15 protein-coding genes are annotated in these 19,075 nt (G+C 55.1%); 12 read left to right on the plus strand and 3 right to left on the minus strand.

Annotation, left to right across the window (positions count from 1 at the left end):
- Positions 1–22: 22 nt before the first annotated feature.
- Positions 23–1,261, minus strand: a complete 1,239-nt coding sequence (gene uxuA, locus SD425_RS14445) for a mannonate dehydratase (protein WP_324670646.1) — start codon at positions 1,259–1,261, stop codon at positions 23–25.
- Between the two features lie 329 nt (positions 1,262–1,590).
- Here uxuA and SD425_RS14450 point away from each other — a divergent pair, with 329 nt between their 5' ends.
- The 5 genes from SD425_RS14450 to SD425_RS14470 all read left to right on the plus strand — a co-directional run bounded on the left by SD425_RS14450 (position 1,591) and on the right by SD425_RS14470 (position 9,016).
- Positions 1,591–2,769, plus strand: coding sequence for a LacI family DNA-binding transcriptional regulator (locus SD425_RS14450; RefSeq protein ID WP_324670647.1), 1,179 nt, complete (start codon positions 1,591–1,593; stop codon positions 2,767–2,769).
- A 137-nt stretch (positions 2,770–2,906) separates the two neighbouring features.
- The gene (locus tag SD425_RS14455) at positions 2,907–4,319 is read left to right on the plus strand and encodes an FAD binding domain-containing protein (RefSeq protein ID WP_324670648.1); all 1,413 of its coding nucleotides are present in this window, start codon (positions 2,907–2,909) and stop codon (positions 4,317–4,319) included.
- A 152-nt stretch (positions 4,320–4,471) separates the two neighbouring features.
- Entirely contained in the window at positions 4,472–6,778 is a 2,307-nt protein-coding gene (locus SD425_RS14460; protein WP_324670649.1) for a xanthine dehydrogenase molybdopterin binding subunit, read from the plus strand.
- Positions 6,744–7,712, plus strand: coding sequence for an XdhC family protein (locus SD425_RS14465; protein ID WP_324670650.1), 969 nt, complete (start codon positions 6,744–6,746; stop codon positions 7,710–7,712). Before SD425_RS14460 ends, SD425_RS14465 begins: the two co-directional genes overlap by 35 nt.
- 137 nt (positions 7,713–7,849) lie before the next feature.
- Positions 7,850–9,016 (plus strand): serine hydrolase domain-containing protein, encoded by a 1,167-nt coding sequence (locus tag SD425_RS14470; protein WP_324670651.1) that lies wholly within the window; start codon positions 7,850–7,852, stop codon positions 9,014–9,016.
- A gap of 95 nt (positions 9,017–9,111) precedes the next feature.
- On the opposite strand, the gene pucL is transcribed toward SD425_RS14470, so the two are convergent.
- On the minus strand, positions 9,112–9,957 hold the full coding sequence (gene pucL / locus SD425_RS14475; RefSeq protein WP_324670652.1) for a factor-independent urate hydroxylase: 846 nt from the start codon (positions 9,955–9,957) through the stop codon (positions 9,112–9,114).
- Positions 9,958–10,015: 58 nt separating this feature from the next.
- Here pucL and allB point away from each other — a divergent pair, with 58 nt between their 5' ends.
- The 7 genes from allB (at position 10,016) to SD425_RS14510 (ending at position 17,846) form a co-directional block, all read left to right on the plus strand.
- A complete protein-coding gene (gene allB / locus SD425_RS14480; protein WP_324670653.1) occupies positions 10,016–11,353 on the plus strand; it encodes an allantoinase AllB in 1,338 nt (445 codons plus the stop codon).
- Positions 11,354–11,481: 128 nt separating this feature from the next.
- Positions 11,482–12,720 (plus strand): allantoate amidohydrolase, encoded by a 1,239-nt coding sequence (locus tag SD425_RS14485; protein ID WP_324670654.1) that lies wholly within the window; start codon positions 11,482–11,484, stop codon positions 12,718–12,720.
- Positions 12,721–12,821: 101 nt separating this feature from the next.
- Positions 12,822–13,568 carry a (S)-ureidoglycine aminohydrolase gene (allE, locus tag SD425_RS14490; RefSeq protein WP_324670655.1) on the plus strand — a complete coding sequence of 249 codons (747 nt, stop codon included), beginning with the start codon at positions 12,822–12,824 and terminating at the stop codon, positions 13,566–13,568.
- A gap of 177 nt (positions 13,569–13,745) precedes the next feature.
- Positions 13,746–14,252: a 2-oxo-4-hydroxy-4-carboxy-5-ureidoimidazoline decarboxylase gene (gene uraD, locus SD425_RS14495; RefSeq protein WP_324670656.1), complete on the plus strand. Its 507-nt coding sequence runs from the start codon at positions 13,746–13,748 to the stop codon at positions 14,250–14,252.
- Positions 14,249–14,587, plus strand: a complete 339-nt coding sequence (gene uraH, locus SD425_RS14500) for a hydroxyisourate hydrolase (RefSeq protein ID WP_324670657.1) — start codon at positions 14,249–14,251, stop codon at positions 14,585–14,587. The genes uraD and uraH overlap by 4 nt, the downstream gene beginning before the upstream one ends.
- Before the next feature lie 116 nt (positions 14,588–14,703).
- Positions 14,704–16,140: a DUF6986 family protein gene (locus SD425_RS14505; protein ID WP_324670658.1), complete on the plus strand. Its 1,437-nt coding sequence runs from the start codon at positions 14,704–14,706 to the stop codon at positions 16,138–16,140.
- Between the two features lie 248 nt (positions 16,141–16,388).
- The gene (locus SD425_RS14510; protein ID WP_324670659.1) at positions 16,389–17,846 is read left to right on the plus strand and encodes a hypothetical protein; all 1,458 of its coding nucleotides are present in this window, start codon (positions 16,389–16,391) and stop codon (positions 17,844–17,846) included.
- Positions 17,847–17,950: 104 nt separating this feature from the next.
- Here the strand turns inward: SD425_RS14510 and SD425_RS14515 are convergent, their stop codons facing one another.
- Positions 17,951–18,976, minus strand: coding sequence for an SDR family oxidoreductase (locus SD425_RS14515; protein WP_324670660.1), 1,026 nt, complete (start codon positions 18,974–18,976; stop codon positions 17,951–17,953).
- Positions 18,977–19,075: the final 99 nt, after the last annotated feature.

Here is a 19,075-nt window from a genome sequence, read left to right on the forward strand (position 1 = left end):
TAGAACGTGAGAGCACTGAGAACTAGTAGTTGGTAGCAGTCATAAACTCAGCGGGAGCTACATCGGCAGCTAAGGAGCGGCGAATACCTAGCTCCAAACCGCGCAACTCAGCCAAGCCCCGTAAACGACCGATGGCAGAATAGCCGGGGTACGTTTTCTTGTGTAGGTCGTCGAGCATCTGGTGACCGTGGTCAGGACGCATCGGGATAGACAGGTTGCCACTGCCTTCCTGCTGACGGCGTAGTTCCTCTAACACCAGCTCACGCACTACGGCATACATATCCACGTCGCCTGCTAAGTGGTCGGCTTCGTGGAAGTTGCGTGGGTTTTCCTCCCGCTTTGTAGCGCGCAGATGGATAAAGTGAATGCGCTGGCCTAGGCGCCGTACGATGCCGGGCAGATCGTTATCGAAGCGAACACCTAGTGAGCCAGTGCAGTATGTGATGCCATTGGCAGGAGCATCATAAGCAGCCATTAATTCCGCCAGATCGGCCTCGGTGCTCACCACGCGGGGCAAGCCTAGCAGCGGATACGGCGGATCATCCGGGTGAATGCAGAGGTTGATGCCTACTTCGGTAGCTACTGGTCCTACCTCTCTAATAAAGTGAAATAGGTTTTGCTTCAGGGTTTGACTGTCAATAGCCGCGTATTGATCAAGCAATCCTTGGAAGCCAGCTAGTTCAAATGCTTCTTCGGAGCCAGGTAGACCTAGCAGTACCGTGTTGGTCAACTCAGCTATTTGGTCAGCACTCATATCGCTGAACTGTTGCTGGGCCGCAGCTTTTACCGCTGGCTCGTAATCAGCTTCTGCACCGGGGCGCTTCAGGATATACAGATCGAACAAAGCGAAATCTTGCCATACGAAGCGCAATGCCCTTGAACCGTCGGGCATCTCGTAATTTATGTTGGTCCGCGACCAATCCAGCACGGGCATAAAGTTGTAGCATACCGTCTGGATGCCACAAAGAGCAAGGTTGCGCAGTGACTGCTTATAGTTCTGTATGTACTCCGCGCGCGAGGGCAGCCCTTTTTTAATGTCTTCGTGCACGGGCAAACTCTCAACTACGGCCCAATGCAAAGGAGTATACTGCTGGTTGTCTACCTCAATTAAGCTCTGGCGGAATTTGATATCCTCTACTGACCATACAGCCCCTACAGGCAGTTGGTGTAGCGCCGTTACGACCCCAGTGCAACCTGCTTGACGAATGGCAGAGAGTGACACTGGATCATTCGGTCCAAACCAACGCATTGTGTGCAACATACTCTGTTGTTTTATTAAAAAAATACAATTACAACTATACCTATCCCTTAACTAGTGCTTTGCTGAGAGAGAGGCGTCGTAAAGGATCAGGAGTGATTTTCTTTTCGAAGATAAGTCAGTATTTAGCTCAAAAACCAGTACTAAAACGTTTCCGAAAGCCCAAATATAAAACAAAAATATCACAACCGTTTCCGGAAACGGTTGTGATAGGTAAAGTAAAGAATAATTTCTTAAAAAAAATTTAGAAGATTATCTTCGAATAATCAAAAGAAGCTTTCCGCAAGGTTTGTGTGTAACTTCGTCTTCCTTATTGATAATACAATTCCTATATGATCAAGTGCACAAAGTGCGGACTTGCCGACGGCGTCATGCGTGCTGGCTTCATTCGGGGGCGACAACGCTTCTTTTGCAAGGCATGCGATTACCACTTCACCGACGTCAAAACGGCACCGGCGCCGGAGCGCAAACGTCACCAGACAACGATCGGTGATGTTGCGAAAGCATTAGGAGTAGCTTCTTCTACGGTATCACGGGCGCTGAATGGGCACACGGATATTAGCCCTACTACCCGACAGGCCATTTTGGAAGTAGCACGGCAGCTCGACTATCAGCCTAGCTTGCTAGCCCAAAGCCTAAAGCGCAGCGAAACGCATACGATAGGTGTTATCATCCCCGATATTGAGCGGCCTTTCTTCGCGACGGCGGTAAGTGGTATTCAGCAAGTAGCGGCTGAGGAAGGCTACCGAGTCATGATCTGCCAGTCGAAGGAGTCGTATCAAACGGAGGTTAGCAACGTGCAAGCGCTTATTGCCAGCCGTGTGGATGGGCTTTTAATCTGCCATTCCCGCGAGACCGAAAACTTCGACCACGTGAAGCAGGACGCCTGCCGTGGCATTCCCATCGTCCACTTCGACCGGGTATGTGACGAGGTGAACAGCGCCAAGGTTATCCTAGACGACTGGGACGGAGCCTTCGCCGTGACGGAGCATTTGATTCAGGAAGGCTGCCGCCGTATTGCGATCCTCGCGGGACCTGAGTCGCTGTTAATCAGCAAGAACCGCAAAGCTGGCTACCTTAGCGCTTTGCGCAAGCACGGCTTACAGGTGGAAAGCGACTACCAAATTCATATCAACTTCCGCGCTGAGTCGGCTGTGGCTGCTCTAGATACTTGGCTAGCTTTGCCAAAGCCACCCGATGCTATTTTCGCCATCAACTACACCAATGCCATCGACCTGATTCAATCGTTGAAGCAACGTGGCTTGCACGTGCCAGAAGACATTGCCGTGGTTGGCTTCGGGGATGAATTCATGGCTTCTATGATCGAGCCGGGCTTAACTACGGTTAATCTTCACCCTTACCGGATTGGGCAGCAAGCTGCTCGTCTTTTCTTGGAGCAAGTGCGGCAAAAAGATGATTTTCAGCCGCGTACGTTTGTCATCTCTGGTGATCTAGTTATTCGTAAGTCATCACTCAAGGGCCGTGGTTCAGAGTTTACCCTGACCATCTAACGCTAGGCTGTGCATAGGTTTGCCCCGATCAATCGTAGTCTAGGTTACAGCTAATTCATTAGGAAATTTTCAAGCATAACATGGCTTTAGTATAGCGGAAATCAAGTATCTTAGACGAAACCTGATACTTTTTCCTCTTGCTTAAGTTCATTCTCAACAACCAAGAAGTAAGCACTTCGCTGCCCACGGGTACCGTGCTGCTCGACTACATCCGCTACGACCAACACCTGAAAGGCACCAAGATCGGGTGCCGGGAAGGCGACTGTGGGGCGTGCACGGTACTGGTCGGCGAGCTTACGGGTGAGCAACTGCGTTACCGCTCTTTCACCTCTTGTCTTACGCCGCTCGGCAACCTGCAAGGTAAGCACGTAGTGACCGTGGAAGGTATTAACCGAGAAGGGCTTAACCCGATTCAGCAGGCGATGGTAGACGAATCAGCGACGCAGTGTGGGTTCTGCACGCCGGGTTTTGTGATGTCGCTGGCGGGCTTTTGCTTGAGTGAGAAAGAAGCTACGTGCCAGAACGCCATTGCGGCCGTAGATGGTAACATCTGCCGTTGCACCGGCTATAAGTCGATTGAACGCGCAGCGGCACGAGTGGCGCACTTGCTGGAAGAACGTAACGGCGAGGAGCCCACAACGTTCGTGGCGCAACAGCAGATTCTGCCCGAATATTTCGCAGGTATTAAACCTAGGTTGCAGGCTCTAACCCTAGAAGCTAGGTCGAATGGCCACACGCCCGACAGTGCTCCACAGTTTGTGGGTGGCGGCACCGACCTCTACGTGCAGAAGCACGAAACCATGCGAGAGCTGGCTGCACAATTCCTCTTCGACCATCCTAGCTTGCAAGGGGTTGTGCGAGAGGAGAACCATTGCGTCATTGGTGGCGCGGCGACTGTGACGGACCTAGCTGAATCGGCGGTACTGCGCGAGTATTTCCCTGAGTTCCGTGGTTTTCTGCATTTGGTATCGTCTACACCAATTCGGAATATGGCGACAGTAGCGGGCAATTTCGTCAATGCCTCGCCCATCGGCGACCTGACAATTATGTTCTTGGCTTTAAACGCACAACTTGTGCTCAGTGACGGCAGCGTAACGCGTGAGGTTCCGCTACGAGCGTTTTACCAGGGGTATAAGCAGCTAGCCAAGACTCCGCAGGAGAACATTACGGCTATTCGGTTTGAGCTGCCGGATGCACACACGAAGTTCAACTTTGAGAAAGTCAGCAAGCGCACGCACTTGGATATTGCCAGTGTCAACTCTGCTTGCCAACTGACTGTTGCGGATGGCTTCATTACGGCCGCTAGCCTCTCGGCCGGCGGTGTGGGCCCGACACCTAGGCTACTGGCTAAAGCCTCGGCTTTTCTAGTCGGCAAGGAAGTATCGGAAGAGCTGATTCAGGAAGCTACGGAGCTAGCCCAAACGGAGATTTCGCCTATCAGCGACGCACGTGGCACCGAGACGTACAAGCGGCTTTTACTTAGCCAGTTGATAAAGGCGCATTTTCTGGCGTTGTTTCCGCAGCTCAGCGCGGCAGAGCTGCTTCGTTAAGGACAGGTAGAGACACATCCTTGTGTCTCGCCGTTGAATCGAAGATCAGCGTAGCTAACGACAAGCCTAGAACGATCTGCGGTACAAACAACATCAGCAACGATTGAGACACATAGATAGGTGTCTCTACACCTTCGACTTCGAGCACTACGATGAAGAATATAGATTCCAGCAACCATGTCAAGGGCCAATCGCTCTACTTGGATGATATTCCGTTAGTCGCCGGAACGCTGTTTGGTGCGGCGTTCATTTCGCCCATCGCCCACGGGCACATCGAGCAGTTGCACTTAAGTGAGGCCATGCAGCAGCCAGGTGTAGTGCGCATCTTCACCCACCACGATATCACCGGCGAAAACCAGATTGGCGGCATCATTCCCGACGAGCCACTGCTAGCCGACCACGAGGTAGACTTTTGCGGAATGCCGATTGCCTTTGTGGTTGCCACGTCGGATCATGCTGCTCGGGCTGCCGTGCGCAAGATTAAAGTTGATATCACGCCGCTACCGGTCATCACCGACCCGCGGGTGGCGCACGCTCAAGGCGAGCTGATTGTGCCACCGCGCACCTTCAAGCTAGGTGCCTCCGAGCTAGCCTGGGACGAGTGCGAGTACGTGGTAGAAGGCTCGGCGGATAGCAACGGACAGGAGCACCTGTACATTGAAACCCAGTGCGCCTACGCCATTCCGCAGGAGAATGGCGAGCTAAAGATCTATTCCTCAACGCAAAGCCCCACGGCAAGCCAGCGTATGGCGGCCCGCGTACTCGGCGTGCCGATGCACCAAGTGGAAGTCGATGTGATTCGGCTAGGTGGCGGATTCGGCGGCAAAGAAGATCAGGCCAATGCGTGGGTAGCGCTGTGCGCTTTGGCTGCGCACCATTTGCACAAGCCCGTGAAGTACGTGCTCGACCGGCTCGAAGACATGCAGATGACCGGCAAGCGCCACCCCTACTCTTCCGACTTCAAAATCGGGCTCGACAAGGACCTCAACATCCTCGCCTACGAAGTAGATTTCTACCAAAACGCTGGGGCTGCGGCCGACCTTTCGCCGGCCATTATGGAGCGTACGCTGTTCCACACTACCAGCACTTACTTTATTCCAAATGTGCGCGCTACGGCTTATAGCTGCCGCACGCACTTGCCGCCTAATACGGCTTTCCGGGGCTTTGGTGGACCACAGGCCAAGTTTGTGATGGAGTCAGCCATTGCGAAAGTGGCCGAAGAGCTAGGTATTGACGCGTGCGTTATTCAGAAGAAGAATCTGAACAAGACCGGCGACGAATTTCCGTTTGGGCAGAAGGCGGTGAGCGAGGCGCACGCGTGCTGGCACAAGGCCGAAAGCTTGTATGACGTGGAGAAGCTGCGCCAAGAAGTACAAAGCTTCAATGCTAGCAACACCTTGTTCAAGAAGGGCTTGTCTTTCATGCCGATCTGCTTTGGCATATCATTCACCAACACCTCCATGAACCAAGCTAGGGCCTTGGTGCACGTCTACTACGATGGCAGCGTGAAAGTGAGCACCGGAGCCGTGGAAATGGGCCAAGGCGTGAATACCAAGATGTTGCAGGTAGCAGCGCAGGTATTTTCGATCAACCCGGCGAAGGTGCGCATGCAAACCACTAGCACCAACCGTATTGCCAACACATCCCCTTCGGCCGCCAGTGCTACCGCCGACCTCAACGGCAAAGCTGTGCAGCTGGCCTGTGAAGCGATTGTGGAGCGTCTGAAGCGCGTAGCAGCCGAGGAGTTGCAAGCACCCGAAACCGCTATTGAGCTGAAGGACGAGCAAGTGCTGCTACACGGCGAGGAAACTGCCCTTGACTGGAAGAAGCTCGTTACAGCGGCTTTCCTGAAGCGAGTAAGCCTCTCCGAGCACGCGCACTACGCTACCCCGGAGGTGCATTTCGATAAGAAAACCGAGAAAGGCCACCCCTTTGCCTACCACGTTTACGGTACCGCTATCACCGTTGCAACCGTCGACTGCTTGCGCGGCACCTACACCGTGGATGCCGTAAAAGTGGTGCACGATTTCGGCCAAAGTATGAACCCCACCATCGACCGTGGCCAGATTGAAGGCGGGATTGTGCAAGGCATTGGCTGGATGACATTGGAAGAGTTGATCTATGACCAAACGGGTCGTCTGCGCTCGAATACGTTGTCGACGTACAAAATTCCGGATATCTACTCGGTGCCGAAGGAAATAGCCATCGACGCGCTGGATACGGATAAGGACAACCTAGCTATTATGCGCTCCAAGGCTGTGGGCGAGCCGCCGTTTATGTACGGTATCGGGACGTACTTTGCCCTGCGCAACGCCATCAAAGCCTTTAATCCTGCTTCTCCCCTCGCCTTCGATGCCCCGATGACGCCTGAAAAGGTGTTACTAGGCTTGTATCCGCCCGCGGCGGTGGGCGCTACCAACTTGCATGAAAAGAGCCTTAGCCACGTGGCAACTTCTTAGCGAAAGTCTGCGGCGCGGCGTACCGGCGATGTTGCTGTACGTGGTGCAAAGTACGGGCAGCAGTCCGGGCCGGCAGGGCTTCCTGATGGCGGTGAATGCGGCGGGCGAGATGCAAGGTTCCATCGGGGGCGGCATTATGGAGCACAAGTTTGTGCAGCTCGCCCGCGAGCGGCTTGCGCAACCTGCTACCCAACCTAGCTTGCACCAGCAGATTCACAACAAGACGGCTCCGAAAGACCAAAGCGGCATGATTTGCTCTGGTGAGCAAACCATTCTGCTTTACCCCGCGCGCTCGATTGATGCGGCTGCTATAGAGCAGATAAGCAACGCTTTAGAGCACGAGCAAGCGGGTGTGCTCACGTTGTCGTCGGCTGGGCTAGGTTTTAGTCAACGCCAAGACCTAGGGCAGAGCTACGTCTTTACGCAGGAGCCGGAGGAAGCTTGGCTTTACCAAGAAAAGCTAGGGCACAAAAACAGCTTGCACATTATTGGCGGCGGACACTGTGCCCTGGCTTTCGCTCGACTCATGCGTACGCTCGATTTCCATATTCAGCTTTACGAAGACCGGCCCGAGCTTAACACCTTCTTAGCCAACGACTCTGCCCACGGCAAAACCGTTGTGGGCAGCTACAGCGCCCTAGCTTCGCTGGTGCCGGAAGGCGAAAACCAGTACGTAGTCGTCATGACGTTTGGCTATCGTACGGACGATGTGGCGCTCCGGGCTTTGCTCAGCAAGAACCTGAAGTTTTTGGGCGTGCTCGGCAGTCAGAAGAAAATCGAGAAGATGCTAGGTGATTATCAGGCGGAGGGCATTCCGCCGGAGCAACTGGAGCGGCTGCATGCGCCCGTTGGTCTGCCCATCAAAAGCCAGACGCCTGAGGAAATAGCCATCAGCATCGCCGCTCAGCTTATTGCCGTGAAGAACGGCTTGTAGCGCGGACTTTGTAGCCCGCGCTTGCGGCTTGCCATCTGCCGACTCACCAGGCGCGGACTACAAAGTCCGCGCTACTGCTGCATCTATGCGGCGCAGGTGTTGTCTTTCTTGCCATTGATGCAACTCCTCCACTTCGCATGATTCGCAAATCTTTCCTGCTGTTCCTGTTTCCGGTGCTGGCGGCCTGCACCCGTCCAGCTACTTCACTCAACGATAGCACGGCCAGCGCCAAGTCTTACTACCCTGGGTCAGATGCTAGCTGGAAACACCAGTCGCCGAGCGTTGAAGGCTTCGACCCTGCCCGCTTAGCCGAAGCCGTGGCTTTCGCCAAAACGCAGGAGACCACCCAAATGACGCCCAACTTCTCTACCCAAGAGGAGATTTTCGGCAAGCTGCTCGGACCCATGCCTGCCAGCCACGCCGCTACAAACGGCTTGATTCTACGGCACGGTTACATTGTGGCAGAGTGGGGCGAAACCCAGCAGGCTGACCCGACCTACAGCGCAGCGAAGAGCTTTCTATCGACCATCCTAGGTATGACGATTGACCGTGGGATGATCAAGGACATTCACGAGCCGGTGGCCAACTACATCCACGACGGCGGCTACGACTCAGAGCAAAACCGCAAGGTCACGTGGGAATACCACGCTCGCCAAACCAGCGAATGGGAAGGCGAGTTGTGGGGCAAGAACGCCGACTTCATTGGTCACGAGGCCTTTGGCAAAGGCGAGCGGAAGCCCCGCGCCCTGCAAGCGCCCGGCACCTACTACGAGTACAACGACGTGCGTATCAACCGCCTAGCCTTGTCGCTGCTCCGGATCTGGCAACGCCCGTTACCCGACGTATTGAAAACCGAAATCATGGACCCGATTGGCGCATCCAACTCGTGGCGCTGGGTGCCTTACCCGAATGCCGTGGCGACTGTGAATGGCAAGCAAATGCCATCGGTGAGCGGCGGTACGCGTTGGGGCGGCGGCTTGTGGATCAACGCCCGCGACGAGGCTAGGTTTGGCTACTTGATGCTGCGACAAGGCCGCTGGGACAAGAAGCAAATTGTGTCCGCCGACTGGATTAAGCAAGCCACCACCCCTGGCACCGTCGGCCCCGACTATGGCTACTTGTGGTGGCTTAATACGACGCTAAAGCCCTGGCCCGATGCGCCGGCCAATAGCTTTGCCGCCCTAGGTGCCGGCTCAAACACTATTTGGGTTGACCCTACGCACGACATTGTTATCGTGTGGCGCTGGCACAACGGCAGCCCGAACGACTTGATTAAACGTGTCCTAGCAGCGCTAAAGTCCTAATTAAATTGTCATTCCGAGCAGCGCAAGGAATTTGGGTATGCCACCTAGCTTTTACTCAGATTACTCGCGCTGCTCGGAATGACAGTTCGCGCCTCTTACTCTCGCACGACTGTGCCCGTGATGTAGCCAAACGGCTCATCGGTAGCAATGAATACTTCGTTCTTATTCTCCATCCCAAACTGCTCCAAATTGAAGGGAATATGATGCTTGTTGGGCATGATGAGGCTGACCTCTTTCACCACCTCGTTATCTAGCAGGATCTGTTCGCCGATGGCGTACAAGGTTTGCTGCACCGAGAGACTTTTATGATGCGCGAAGGTGTGCAGCAGCGAGGTGCGAATTTTCTGGTAAGTGGCTTCAAAATCGAGGTCGGTGGTGGTGTACTCCCACATGGCCTCGCACTTGGTGGCTAGGATGCGGTCGGATGTTTCTTTCAGTACCGTATACTGGTCCTTGATGTAGTTCTCGAAGGCTGAATCAGTGGTTTTTAGGAGGAGCAAGTCTTGCAGGCCGGAAGAAACCTGCGCGCCAGCGGCCGTTTGGATTACCAGGGTGCGGCGCTTCTCGGCGCTGCCGCCAGTGAACGAATGCGTATGTGCCGCTCCATCAAAGGCCATGCGCTGCCAAGCATGCTCCAGTATCTCGATTCTGGCTTTGCTGACCTGCGGGTTGTTAGTGATGAAATGATTGGCTAGGTAAAGGCCAAACTCCTCAATAGTGCCGGTGAAATGCTCTTTGGCTAGCGCGTACACCGTGTTTTTTTGGGTATCCGTGGGTAATATCTTAGAATTGTCACCTAGGGTATGCGCGGTGTCAAAATCCCCTTCCAGCGCTACGTTTACCGACACTTGACGGAACTCGTGGTGGTCTGCGTGCCGGATGATTTTGGATAGATTAACCGCGTTTTTGCCGTAGGCATTGATTCCCAATTTTATATTCATCTTGTTCAGCTTTCTTTTGAGGAGAAGGCTTACAATCTAGAGAAAAACTGCACACTACATGCCGGAGTTAGCCATAAAAAGTACGCGCACGGTCACGCCAGAGGGCTTGCAAGCCGCCTTGGTTCTAGTAGAAGACGGCTGCATTCTGGACGTGGTACCCATCGATACGGCAGTAGATTGCCCCGTGCTGGACGTGCAAGACCTAGCCCTGCTGCCCGGCGTGATTGACCCGCACGTGCACATCAACGAGCCCGGCCGCACCGAGTGGGAAGGCTTCAACACAGCTACCTGTGCTGCCCTCGCTGGCGGCCTCACGACACTGGTGGACATGCCCCTGAACTCATCGCCAGTGACGACCTCCGTGGCTAACCTGGAGCAAAAGCTAGCTGCTACCCAAGGACAATTGCACACCAACTGCGGTTTTTGGGGCGGCATCGTGCCGGGCAATGCAGGCGAAGTGGAAGGACTGATTGCCCGCGGCGTGCTCGGGTTCAAAGCCTTCCTGACCCACTCCGGCATTGATGATTTCCCGAACGCCACCGAGCAGGACCTGCGGCAAGTGATGCCAATTCTCGCCCGCCACGGCTTGCCATTGCTGGTGCACTGCGAATTGACGATCGATGACGACACCTGGAAGTTAGGTGATAAACGCTCTTATCAGAACTACCTAGCTTCCCGGCCGAAGAGTTGGGAAGATGACGCTGTAGCCCTCATGATTCGGCTGTGCGAGGAGTACAATTGCCCCACGCACATTGTGCATTTGTCGTCGGCTAACTCCATTGCGCCGATTGCTGCCGCGAAGGCCAAAGGCTTGCCGCTGACAGTTGAGACGGGTCAGCACTACTTGTTTTTCAGCGCCGAAGACATCCAAGACGGCCAAACGCAGTTCAAGTGCGCTCCTCCGATTCGTGAGAAAGCCAACAATGACCAGCTTTGGGAAGCCCTGCAAGCCGGCATCATCGACTTCGTAGCCACTGACCACTCCCCCGCCCCACCCGATTTGAAGCAACTCGAAAGCGGCGACTTCACCACGGCTTGGGGCGGTATTGCCTCGCTCCAACTCGCCCTCCCTGTGCTCTGGACCGCCGCCCAGCAGCGCGGCGCCACGCTCCCCGACCTAGCTCGTTGGTTGAGTGAGAACCCGGCGAAGCTCATTGGCCAAGCACACCGCAAAGGCAAAATCGCGAAAGGCTATGATGCTGACCTTCTTGTGCTGGATGCCGACCAATCATTCCAGGTTACAGCTGACCTGATTCACCACAAACACAACGTGTCGCCTTATATTGGGCAAGAGCTACGCGGCGTGGTGGAGCAAACCTTTCTGAAGGGCAAGCCCGTGTACCAGCGTCCGACGTTCGTGCAACTCAATCAAGGCGAAATAATCACCCATTTCTAAAGGGCAGACGTCAGTTCCCGCAGAGGGCGCAGTGTTCGCGCAGAAGACGCAGAGGCCCGTTGAACGACTCAGCGCCCTCTGCGGGAACACTGCGCCCTCTGCGGGAACCCGGCTCCCACACAACCTAAGTGAATACTCACGAAACCCGCGCCGCCCACATCATGCGGCGCATCCAAGAGCTAGCCACCATCAGCGAAGACACGCAGGGCATCACGCGCACCTTCGGCACGCCAGCATTTGTGGCCGGCCGCGACCTAGTGCAAAGCTGGATGCAAGCCGCCGGCCTAGCTGTGCGCGTCGACAGCATTGGCAACCTGCGCGTCCGCTTAACGAGCAAGAACCTCACGGCCAAAACCTTCGTGCTAGCCTCCCACATCGATACAGTGGTGAATGCTGGCAAATTCGACGGTCCGCTTGGGGTGCTGCTTGGGCTGGATATGCTGGAGCAACTCATGCAGCAGCAAGTGCAGCTACCATTCCACCTGGAGCTGATTGCCTTCAGCGACGAGGAAGGTGTGCGCTATCATACCACCTACCTAGGTAGCAAAGTGGTAACGGGCGCATTTGATCAGAGCCTGCTGCAACGGCGAGACGCCAAGGGCATTACGCTCGCTGAGGCCATCACCACGATGGGTGGCAACGTGGAGCAGCTAGCTTCCGACGCCATTCCGGCGGCTGACTGGCTCGGGTACTTTGAGGTGCACATTGAGCAAGGCCCGGTGCTGTGGGAGCGGGATATTCCGGTGGCGGTAGTGACGGCTATTGCCGGGCAGCAGCGCGTGGAGGTCACCTTCCAAGGCATGGCCGGCCACGCTGGCACGGTGCCTATGGATATGCGCCAAGACGCCCTAGCTGGTGCCGCAGAGTTCGTGCTGGCCGTGGAGCAGTTTGGCCTCGCGCACAAGGAGAACATTGTCGCCACTGTAGGCAAGCTGGACGTGCGCAATGCCGCCAGCAACGTCATTCCCGGCGAAGTGACGTGCAGCCTCGACCTACGCAGCGCCGATGCCACTCGCCTTGCTTCTGCCTACGACGCGCTGTACGCCACAACCGAGGGCATTGTGCGCAGCCGTAACCTCGTTCTGCGCTGGGAGCTTATCCAGTACACCGCGCCCATCACGTGCGACACCGCGTTAAATAAAAAGCTCGCCCAAGCCATCACCGAATCAGGCCACGAAGTTGTGTCGCTGGTGAGCGGGGCCGGCCACGATGCCGTACCCATTTCGGTAGTTTCGCCCGCTACGATGATGTTTGTGCGCTGCTTCAAGGGCATCAGCCATAATCCGCTGGAAAATGTGGAGGAGCGCGACCTAGCTGCCACCTTGCAAGTCGTCGACCGTTTTCTTTCCTCACTCATTTCCTCTTAATTGTCTGTCCGAGCTGGGCGAGGAAAATAGGTAACGAATCTAGGTACCAGCTCCAGATTCCTCGCCCGGCTCGGAATAACAGTCCTGTTTAAGCCCATCCCATGGAAATTTCTGCCCTCACCCGCTCCGTCGTCAAGCGCAACCACGCCGTCATCAGCCCCGATGGCTACGTCAACAGCAACGTACCCGGCTGGACCAACTGCACGGTCAACGTCATTATTAACGAGCAGATGGGCGCCCGCTTGTGCCAAACCATCGTCACGCTGCGCGAAGGCGGTCGGCTGGAGGGCAAGACCATAGCTTCACAAATCTTCTTCTACGTGGTGGAAGGTCAGATTGAGGTCAGCGTAGCGAGCGAACAGAAGACGCTGTCCAAGAACCAGTTCGTATACGTGCCGATTGATAAGGAATACCTGTTCCAGAATCCCACCGAAGGCACGCAACTCTTGACTTTCCATAAAGTGTACGAGCCGCTGGAAAGCTACGCTGTGCCAGGCGTTTTCTTCGGTGAGAAGGACGATTCGAAAGCGCCCATCTTCATGAATGATGAGGCCCTACGCATCCAGGAGTTGCTGCCCAACGAGCTAGGCTTCGACATGGCCGTGAACATCTTCACCTACGACCTAGGCGGGCACCTGCCCATGGTCGAAACGCACATTATGGAACACGGCCTGCTTTACCTGCAAGGCCAAGCCGTGTACATGCTCGACCACGAATGGTACCCCGTCAAAAAAGGCGACTCTATCTGGATGGCGCCCTATTGCCAGCAATGGGCCACCACCATGGGCAAAGAGCCTTCGGTGTACATCTACTACAAGAACGTCAATCGTTTCCCAACCGTGGTGTAGCATCCTTGTAAGTACGTGTCATGCTGAGCTTGCCGAAGCATCTCGCGTGCAATGCTAACTTCAATCACTAAAACGTACGACTGCAACGACCGAACGCGAGATGCTTCGACAAGCTCAGCATGACCGTCTGTTTGAACAATACTACCTAGCTTTTTGCCAGGTACCTTCAACAACTGAATGACTCTCTCCGAACTCAACCAGCTCGACAAACCTACCCTAGCTCTCGCCCTTGGCAAATGCTGCGGCGCTACTGCTTGGATAGAAGACATGTGTCAGCTTTTTCCCGTGCCCGACGAGCAAACCCTATTCGATAAAGCTCGCGAAATCTGGTACGACCTAGCTGAAAGCGACTGGCTTGAAGCCTTCACCCATCACCCAAAAATTGGGGACATCAACTCGCTGAAGGAGAAGTTTGCCAGCACCAGTACGTGGGCGGCTGGCGAACAAGGCGCCGTGCAACAAGCCTCACAGCAAGTGCTAGAGGCACTAGCCGCCGGCAACACAGCGTACGAGGATAAGTTCGGCTATATTTTTATCGTCTGCGCGACGGGCAAATCGGCGGCGGAAATGCTGTCGTTATTGCAAGCTAGGCTCCCGAACTCGCCTGAAGATGAAGTCAAAATTGCCATGGGCGAGCAAGCCAAAATCACGCAGATTCGCCTAGAAAAACTGTTAGCCGCATGAGCCAACTCACAACCCACATTCTGGACACCACCCGCGGCAAACCAGCCCAAGGTGTTTCCATCGTCTTGTACAGCCAGCAAGAAGATGCGTGGCAAGAGCGAGCCCGTGGCACCACCAATCAAGACGGCCGCATCACGGATTTGCTGCCGCAAGATGAACTCCTGGCTCTTGGTACCTACAAGCTGAAGTTTCTGACCCAAGAGTACTTCGACCAGTTAGGTACAACTACTTTTTACCCGTTCGTAGAAATCGTTTTTTCGGTGCAAACGCAGGAGCACTACCACGTGCCGCTGCTGCTGAACCCATTCGGCTATTCCACCTACCGCGGCTCTTGAACGGTGTAGAGACACATACTTGTGTCTCCCCGTTGAACGACTTGTGCTAGAACGACCTAGGTAAACAACATTAGCAACGATCGAGACGCAAGTATGCGTCTCTACACTCATTCCACATGAAGCTCAGCATACAAGACTCGGATAAAGAGCAGCTCCTGAATCAACTAGGCGTTGCTAACGTTAAGTTTCAGCAATCCTACCCCGGCGACAAACCCGACCGCCAGCCGGTGCACACGGTGTACGGTGGCGCCAACCTCTTCAAGGCTGACACCTGCGTGCGCATGGGCGACATTGCTCTGAACAATCTCAAAACCTATGCGCCCAACTTCGTGGAGCTAGCTAGGGTGCTACAGTTGAAGAACTACGAGCACCTGCCCACGCTGGAAAAGGACATTGCCGACCTGACCGCCCGCCTCGACGCCATTACCGAAGCGGAACGCAAAAGAGAACACGCTTGGCTAGCGTATTCGGTCTACAACAAGATCGTGAAGAAACTCAAAACGGAGCCGGTGGAGGATTTCCGGATTGATTTCGAGGATGGCTTCGGCAACCGTCCCGACGCGGAGGAAGATGCCACCGCCGTGCAAGCCGCCAACGAAGTAGCCGTGGGCATGCAAAACGGAACCCTGTCTCCTTTCATTGGCATTCGCATTAAGCCGTTCACCGAGGATTTGAAGTACCGCGGCGTGCGCACGCTCGACATCTTCCTAACCACGCTATTGGAAAAAACTGGCGGCAAGCTGCCTAGCAACTTCGTGGTAATGCTGCCCAAGGTGACCATCCCCGAGCAGATGACGACCATGGTACGTCTGTTTGAACTGCTGGAAAAAGCCAACAACCTAGCTCCCGGCACCTTGCGCATGGAGACGATGGTGGAAGCCACCCAAATCATCATGGATGAGGAAGGCCGCAACCCGCTCATGCGCATCATTCGGGCGAGTGAAGGCCGGTGCATCGCCGCGCACTTCGGCACCTACGACTACACGGCGTCGGCGGGCATCACGGCCAAGTACCAGACCATGGCCCATCCCGTGTGCGACTTTGCCCACCACATGACCAAAGTGGCCCTCGGTGGCACCGGCATCTTCCTCTCCGATGGCGCTACCAACGTGATGCCCATTGGTCCGCACCGGGGTGAGCACCTGAGCTTTGAGCAACAGAAGGAAAACCGCGACTCAGTGCATAATGCGTGGCGCCAGGGTTTTCACCACACCACCCACTCGCTCATCAACGGCCTCTACCAAGGTTGGGACCTGAACCCAGCGCAGCTGCCCATGCGCTACGCCGCTACTTATAACTTCTTCCTCAGCAGCTACGACGATGCCGTGTTCCGCCTAAAAACCTTTGTGGAGCGCGCCGCCATTTCCACACTCACCGGCGACATCTTCGACGATGCCGCGACGGGCCAGGGCTTACTCAACTTCTTCCTCAAAGCGCTGAACTGCGGCGCCATCACGGAAGAGGAGATCGTAGCCACGGGTCTCACAAAGGAGGAAATCAACACCCGTTCCTTCTTCCGCATCTTGGAAGGTCGCCGCCAGAAAACGGCCTAGCTTTTTGCAGTCTACTGCCTCAACAAGAGCTTCCTATAGTTAGGAAGCTCTTTTGTTTAACCTAGATTAAGCGGCTGATGTGCTTCCTTCAAAATCTACAGAGTAGCCTGCTAGGTAAGGCTGAGCTTGTGTTTGCACGAGGCTTGCCCGACCTTGTTTGTTGAACTTGTTGGTAACGCTTAGCTGTCCTAGGCAGCAAAAGACTTACTCCCGGCTCTATTCTCTCCCGGCCATTTTATTACCTGACGATGCAGCAGCTTACTGCCGAAAAAGTACCCGCTCTCAAAAGCCAACCCCTCAAAATAAGTAGCTTACCCTGGATTCAAGTTGCCCCTGATGCTCCGTATTTCATCACGGAGGAAGGCCAAAACTGGACGCCAATTGGACAGAACGACGCCATCACATGGCCAGATTTTGCCGGCTTATTCCGGCGCAAAAACCTGGCGGCCGTGGAAGGGCACCTAGCGTGGCTAGCCAGCCATGGCGTGACGTGTCTGCGCTTTATGCTGGAGTACTGCCAAACTGAAAATCGCTACCTCGAGCGGCCCGTCGGGCAGTTTCAGCCAAACATGGTGCGCCTCTGGGACGATTTGTTTGCGCTCTGCGAGCAGTATGGCTTGCGCGTGCTCCTCACTCCCTACGATACATTTTGGATGTGGATTCGCTGGCACAAACATCCATACAACCAAGCAAATGGTGGTCCGTGCGATGCTCGAAATCGGTGGCTGCTGAGCCCTGCTATGCTAGATGCCATCAAGAACCGACTGACCTTCGCGGCGGAACGCTGGGGAGGCAGCGGAGCGCTGTTTGCCTGGGATCTATGGAACGAGATTCACCCCGCTCATGCTGGCGACCGTACGGAGGCTTTCTATGACTTCATTCAGGAAATAGGAAGCCACCTGCGGACCGTAGAAATGCAGTGCTATGGCCGTACCCATCCGCAAACGGTGTCGCTGTTCGGCCCTGTGCTGCGTGACCACCCGGCCGTTGCGGATGTTATTTTTCGGCATCCGCAACTGGATTTTGCCTCCACCCACTTCTACGACGCCGCCACCATTGACAACCCAAAGGATACGATTGGGTCGGCCATTTGCACCGGCGCTTTGGTGCGCGAAGCCTTAGAACATCTGTATGTGCCTAAGCCTTTCTTCGACAGTGAGCACGGCCCAATCCACGCCTTCAAAGATCGTCGCCGTACTCTGCCCGAGCCGTTCGATGATGAGTACTTCCGCCACATCCAGTGGGCGCACCTAGCTTCGGGCGGCGCAGGTGGTGGCATGCGCTGGCCCAACCGTCACCCGCACGTGTTGACGCACGGTATGCGAGCCGCCCAACGTAGTTTGGCTGGTTTCACAAAGCTGATTGATTGGTCACAGTTCCGGCGGCGCAACCTCAACCATGAGGTGCAGCTTTCAACGCCTGCCTTTGCCACCTTTGCCTGTGGCGATGCCGAACAAGCCGTAGTGTGGCTGCTGCGCCAGGATAGCACCACGAAAAGAGCCGGCACCATCATGAAGAACGTGAAACCCGTAGCAGCCCAACTGACGGTACCGGGCCTGCAAGAAGGCAGCTACACAATCTACTTATGGGACACCCTAGCGGGTAACGAGCTAGGTCAGCTGCACTCACAAGCTACCGATGGCAACTTGATCATCGATTTACCACTGATCAGCGCCGACCTAGCCCTAGCAATTGTGAAGGCATAGGAAGGCATCATGACACCTTCGCCTGTTGAACGACAGGACTAAACAAAAGGGACGTTCCGCGTGCGGAACGTCCCTTTTGTTTAGTCGCCAAAGCTAGCTACCTGCTACTCTTGCTTGTCTTTGTCCTCGTCTCTGCTGTTCTGCAAAGCTAGCACCGTAGTACCTAGCACTGCCGCTACGGCTACACCAGCGAGCACCGGGTGAATAGTAGCACGGGTATACAGACTTTTCTTCATCACGTATCCCGGATGGTCGCCGTGCACTTGCCCATCGTTGCTGGGCTGGTGCAGGGAACCGGCTGGGTTGCGGGGCGGTTCGTCGCGGGCTTGTAGCTTCATCGTTACTTTCTCGTTGACGAAGTCCATGAAGCTCGGCACGTTCTTGTTCAGGCTGCTCATCATCTTCCCACCCCCACCAATGTAGATGTCGCGCTCAGGATGGGCAGCTGCGTGCAGGATAGCCACGGCTACTTCTTCAGGTTGGTACACGGGCGGTGGCAGCTTAGGCTCCTTATCCATGTAGTTTTTGGCGTGCTGCGGAAACGGCGTATTGATGGCTGATGGCTTGATGAGTGTGACCGAAACCGGTGCATCTTCTTCTTCCAGCTCAATGCGCAACGCGTCCGTGAACCCTTTAATGGCGTGCTTGCTGGCCGAGTACATTCCCTGCAGCGGGAAAGCAATATCGGAGGCCACACTACCTAGGTTGATGAGCGCCCCCCCGTGCTGCTTCAGATGCTTGATGGCTTCTAAAGAGCCGTTCACGACACCCCAGAAGTTGGTCTCGAACATACGCCGGTTGTCAGCGTCGCTTACTTCTTCCAGCCGTCCCCAAATGGAGGCAGCGGCGTTGTTTACCCACGTATCGAATCCGCCGAACTGCGTTTTGGCCGCTTGAGCAATGCGTTCAATATCAGAAATGTTGCCTACATCCGCTACAACGGTGGCTACGTGGCCACCCTTGCTGCGAATTTCTTCGGCAGCCTGACTCAGCTCCTGTTCGCTGCGGGCGGCCAGCACGACTTTCGCGCCTTTTGCAGCCGCGCCTTTTGCGGTAGCAAGTCCGATACCGCTCGTGGCACCGGTTATAACGATTATCTGCTGATTAAGTGGTTTTAACTTAGGTGGCATTGGCTTAGGGATTATGGTGGGCTAGCTTCAGACTAGTTCTTCCAGCTAGGTATCTAAGCTTCAACGCTCTTTATTTTGAACGGTTACCTATTAAATTAT

It is taken from the genome of Hymenobacter sp. GOD-10R (assembly GCF_035609205.1).
Taxonomy (GTDB): Bacteria; Bacteroidota; Bacteroidia; order Cytophagales; family Hymenobacteraceae; genus Hymenobacter.